The 4,347-nt window shown below is 43.4% G+C and carries 5 protein-coding genes and 3 pseudogenes; 1 reads left to right on the top strand and 7 read right to left on the bottom strand.

Going from position 1 to position 4,347, the window contains the following annotated elements; all coding sequences use genetic code 11:
* Positions 1–813: pseudogene (locus tag IM313_RS22435) on the bottom strand (RHS repeat domain-containing protein); the annotation flags it as partial.
* A 2-nt stretch (positions 814–815) separates the two neighbouring features.
* Here IM313_RS22435 and IM313_RS22430 point away from each other — a divergent pair.
* Positions 816–917 (top strand): annotated as a pseudogene (locus IM313_RS22430) (DUF933 domain-containing protein); the annotation flags it as partial.
* Positions 918–967: 50 nt separating this feature from the next.
* Here IM313_RS22430 and IM313_RS22670 read toward each other — a convergent pair.
* From IM313_RS22670 to IM313_RS22405, 6 genes and pseudogenes are all read right to left on the bottom strand, one after another.
* Positions 968–1,260 (bottom strand): annotated as a pseudogene (locus IM313_RS22670) (YciI family protein).
* A 102-nt stretch (positions 1,261–1,362) separates the two neighbouring features.
* On the bottom strand, positions 1,363–1,728 hold the full coding sequence (locus tag IM313_RS22425) for a hypothetical protein (protein ID WP_192971791.1): 366 nt from the start codon (positions 1,726–1,728) through the stop codon (positions 1,363–1,365).
* 16 nt (positions 1,729–1,744) lie between these two features.
* Positions 1,745–2,125, bottom strand: a complete 381-nt coding sequence (locus tag IM313_RS22420) for a hypothetical protein (protein ID WP_192971790.1) — start codon at positions 2,123–2,125, stop codon at positions 1,745–1,747.
* A 582-nt stretch (positions 2,126–2,707) separates the two neighbouring features.
* Positions 2,708–3,190 (bottom strand): hypothetical protein, encoded by a 483-nt coding sequence (locus tag IM313_RS22415; RefSeq protein WP_088204314.1) that lies wholly within the window; start codon positions 3,188–3,190, stop codon positions 2,708–2,710.
* 224 nt (positions 3,191–3,414) lie between these two features.
* Positions 3,415–3,660, bottom strand: coding sequence for a hypothetical protein (locus tag IM313_RS22410; RefSeq protein ID WP_048999816.1), 246 nt, complete (start codon positions 3,658–3,660; stop codon positions 3,415–3,417).
* A partial coding sequence (locus IM313_RS22405) for an RHS repeat-associated core domain-containing protein (protein WP_193056112.1) occupies positions 3,660–4,347 on the bottom strand: 688 nt, incomplete at its 5' end. The genes IM313_RS22405 and IM313_RS22410, both read right to left, overlap by 1 nt.

The raw sequence follows: 4,347 nt of genomic DNA, 5'->3' as shown, positions 1-4,347 counted from the left end.
GTCTCGCGGTCCAGGTATTGACCCTGCATGCGCAGGTTCTGAGAATATCCTGATACCTGCGTCTCGCTTTCCCGCAGCAGCTTGCCCCAGGCGCTGTTCACACCTTCCCAGCGCACCTGCCCTTCGCTATCCGTCATCCGTTCCGGCGTGCCGTTCGGCTGGCAGTGGAACCAGAAGATCTCCGGCGCATCCACGCCGTCAATGCGCGCCAGCGGATCGTAGCTGTCCTGATCGCTGTAGACGTAGGTCAGCGGCACGTCCCCGTGCACCTCCTGCAGCAGCCGGAACCCTTCCCAGACAAACCGGATAGTGACCGGCTTGCCGGTTGGCTGCCCGCCCAGCATCTGGCGGCGGGTTTTGCTGATGCGTCGCCCGAGCGGATCGTAGCGGAAGCTGACCTGCGTCTGCGGCCTGTTGCGGTCCCGCGGCTTGCTGATCACCTCAGTCAGACGGTGCTCACCGTCGTAGCGGTAGTGCCATCGTGTCTGGCCGTTATCTTTCTCCAGGGTGCGTCCGTGGACATCATAGCGCCAGCGAATGCCGTTCAGCTGCGTCAGGCGGTTATGCGTGACCTTCTCAGCAGATCCTTCGAGCGGGTTACCGGCCGCATCCCAGCGCCACTGCTCCTGGCAAGGCAGCGTGCCGTCCTGAACGAGCAGACGCCCGGCGCTGCGCATTGCCGGTAAAGACGTCCCGGCGATGCAGTCAGCCGAGACAGTCGTCCTCGCGGCGGGTGGTCAGCAGCCCCTGGGTTCGGCTGGTTTCACGGTGGAGTTCGTCGCGGGTAAAGTCGGAGACCGACAGCTTATTGAGAACAAGGTGAGCAAGGCGAGAAAGAATCAGACATGATGCGTGCAAAAGGGAAAGATTACATCGTTAAAGATGGTGATGTGATGAACTTCCTGTTTAACGTCTGATTTGTTTTGAATGAAGAAAATCCACGCTTTGGCGTGGATTTTTTGCGGGGTTAAAACACATTCTCTAATAGTTCTGTTTTCATGCTGGGTTCAAAAGGAATGATCTCAACAGTCTGAAGCTTTAACCTCTGAAAAGGATCCTCGCATAATCGTTTTGAAGTGAGGCAAGACTCTCACACTTAGCGAGAATGACTCTACCGTTTCTTGGGATCCCTCTTTCGGACGCCAGGAAAATCCCCTCTGTATACCCCTTTTTAAGTCACTCAACATGAGCAGGTATCGCTGCGTCGATTTCTTCGAGTGGTTTTATATAGGTCAAAATGACAATGTAAACCGTGCTTATCCTTTGCCACTTAACTCTGTTTTTTAAACTGCTTGTCGGAACAGCTGATACAGTTCCTCTTTTGCCACTGATTGTTGTTATCATTTTTTGGCGCTTTTGATCTTAATATGCAGGGCCCGATTGAGCCAACGCGTTACGCTTCATATCCCAGGAATAAAACCAGTCATGCCAGCCATTTTTTTTTGCTGGATAGCTACAGACAACGACCACTTCCTTTGACAGGTTGAATGTTAAGTAATTGAAAATCGCACCTTCAGGAGGTGCAGACCAAAATAGTTTTTCGCCCTGCACATTGAAGATGGTCAAAACGGTCGGTAATGGCTTTGGCTCGTTTAATGCAAAGACTAACTGGCGTGTTAAGTCGACCATTGCATAGTCTAAAAATGGCATATTAACCAGTATGTTACTTTCGCCACACGTCCATTGAAGCAGGTCATTTTCTTTGATGAAATTGAGATTTTTAATCACAGGTTAACCTCAACTTTTAAAGTTTGATCTGTTTCAAATCACCTTCAAAAAGCCCCACAAGATATACCCGATATCGGGCTGGCTGCACTTCTTTATACGTTAATACAGCAGAAAACTCTTTCAAACACTTGGAACAAATGTTTTTCGAAACATCTAATTGGCTTTCATCGTAGCTATATTTCTTATATTCACTAACAAACTTCACGCCTCTCATTTTCTTAACCAAAAAGCATTTTACCTCTACAGGGAGCGTGTCAAACTCATATGAGTTTACTATGGAATAGACTATTACGCCTTCGCATTCAGGGCATGCTATTTCCTTTCCATACTCTATGAAATCATTGTCAATGCCATCAAGGACTAATAACCTCTTTTTCAGTCTATTAATTATTTTCATTTCTAACCTTTAATTGTATTAATAGAAAAGTCAGATGAGAGGAAAATGAAGGCTTTTATTAATCAATTACATCATATAGTCAAATATTCCATTCGATATAAATACCACAATCGAAGCTTTTTTCATTAGATTGTACAACAATTGTACCCCAATCATGCTCCCATTGCAATCCATATGGGGGATTGTTAATTTTGAGCTTAGGGCTTGAGGTTATTTCATTCTGAACCCATGATATCAAACGCTGCTGCTCATCCGATAAATTACTTAGACTAGCCCTTTTACCCCAATCCGCTAGAGTTTAATAAAAAATTCCATCCTTACTAGTAAGGAATATTAATGGAGAAAAAGAAAATACTGAAGGCCTCAGTTCCAAAATGAAAACTTGATCTTTCCATTTAATATTATCGATAGCGAAATAAAAAGGACCTACTGTAGTCAACGGCGAGAAGAACTTGTAAAATGCGGAATTTTTAAAAGTATCAACATCTTTTAATTCGATGGGGTAGTTGTTGATTGCTACAAATCCAGTATGAACATCAAGTTTCATTTCTAACATATCTAAACCACTTTGTCTGGAAGTGACTACGTTAAATTCCAAACTATATATGCCCCATGATTAAATGACTTTGTCTCATATGAGACTGAAACCCGCCCCCACTCAAAGTTCCACCTAATGATGTCTGTTTTCGTGGTATCAGGAGTGTCCAGGTTTAGTGATTCTTTCAGCCAATCAGACAAGCTTTTCACTGATTCATTTAGCATGTTAATATTAGTTCGGGCATTCCAATCATTAAATGATTTATAGTATTGACTGTTTTTATCAACAAGATGAAGCATAAAAGGAAAACCATAGCACACAGGGCGTATAGTAACTTGAAATTCTCTTTCAAAAAACGCTAGTGAGTCAACAAGGTAGTGATTTGGTATGATTTTCTTTATAGCTCTCTGCTTTACTAATCCGTGGTATAAATCACACCTACAAAAGCCTTCTTCAGTATCAATTTTCAAAGGCAGACCATCAATATTTAGTTCACCTGTGATCGGTTTAAAATTTAATTCAATCATGTTGCCCTATTCTACTTTTGAATGCCGATCACGAGATTGTAACTAAATCAACTACAACATGATGGCATCCATATAAAGAAGCATTTCCACGTACAGATTACAGGTGTTATATGCAAGGCTCACACTGCATTTTCCACTACGAAAATAAAATTCACCTGCATCAATTATTGCATTACGCCACACCGTTATAACCATTTCAATCTAATCTACATGACAATAAACCCTTATTGCCAATGGTGCAACAAATCAATCCACATTTCTTTTTCTCCAGAGATAACTTTAATGTTATCTCTATTTTCTTTTACATACTGCATGTACGTTTCATAAATAGCTCTTATAGTCACGGTTTTTTCAGAGCGAGAACCTTCAATCAAAGTCATTAGTTTTTCTAAATAAATTGATGAATCCACTCTTTCATTGAAAAAAACCTTGAGATAATCGAGTACTTCATCATATGAATCGTAATTCATTATTCCTCCGGAAGAATATCAATTTTGTCGAAAGTAATTGTCCGTTTGTCTGCATGCATTTGTTCTACGCCACCCTTTCCGTATTGCGGATAAGCATGCGTAAATTGTTCTAATGGTGCACCAATTTCATCTCCAAACATTCTTGGATGCCTCACTTGAGGAGTACCATTTTCATAAAGTTGCAATGTATCAAACGTTCCTCTAATCCTTGCATCACTCCAAGAGACATCCGCTGGTAACTTCGGATCAACTTTATCGGGACCTTTTATCTGAAACGCATCACGAGTCGCTTTACCCGTTTCAAATTTTTCGAATCCAAAATACGTTACGGGCGCTTTTTTTGTTTCGAGAAGACCAGGAACCCATTTATCTAAACTGCCATCGTCATTCAAATATCGAACATAACGATAAGCAGTTGAAGGCATTGTAGCGCTTGGTCCCGCTGGACCGACATAGAAATCAGGCTTCGTTTTACCGCTACACTCACGGCTCAACCCCCACGGATCCACCCACCCCAGCGCATTCGGCGCATACTGGTAAAGGTTTATCCCCCCCGCCAGCCCTATCGGGTCCTGCTGCGTAAACCGTCCGCAGTCCGGGTCATAATACCGGAACAGATTGTAGTGCAGCCCTGTCTCGCGGTCCAGGTATTGCCCCTGCATGCGCAGGTTCTGAGAATATCCTGAT

This window comes from Enterobacter cloacae complex sp. P2B, from assembly GCF_014895985.1.
Lineage (GTDB): Bacteria > Pseudomonadota > Gammaproteobacteria > Enterobacterales > Enterobacteriaceae > Enterobacter > Enterobacter bugandensis.
The sequence above is the reverse complement of the archived record's forward strand: the minus strand, read 5'-3'. Positions and strand labels throughout refer to the sequence as shown.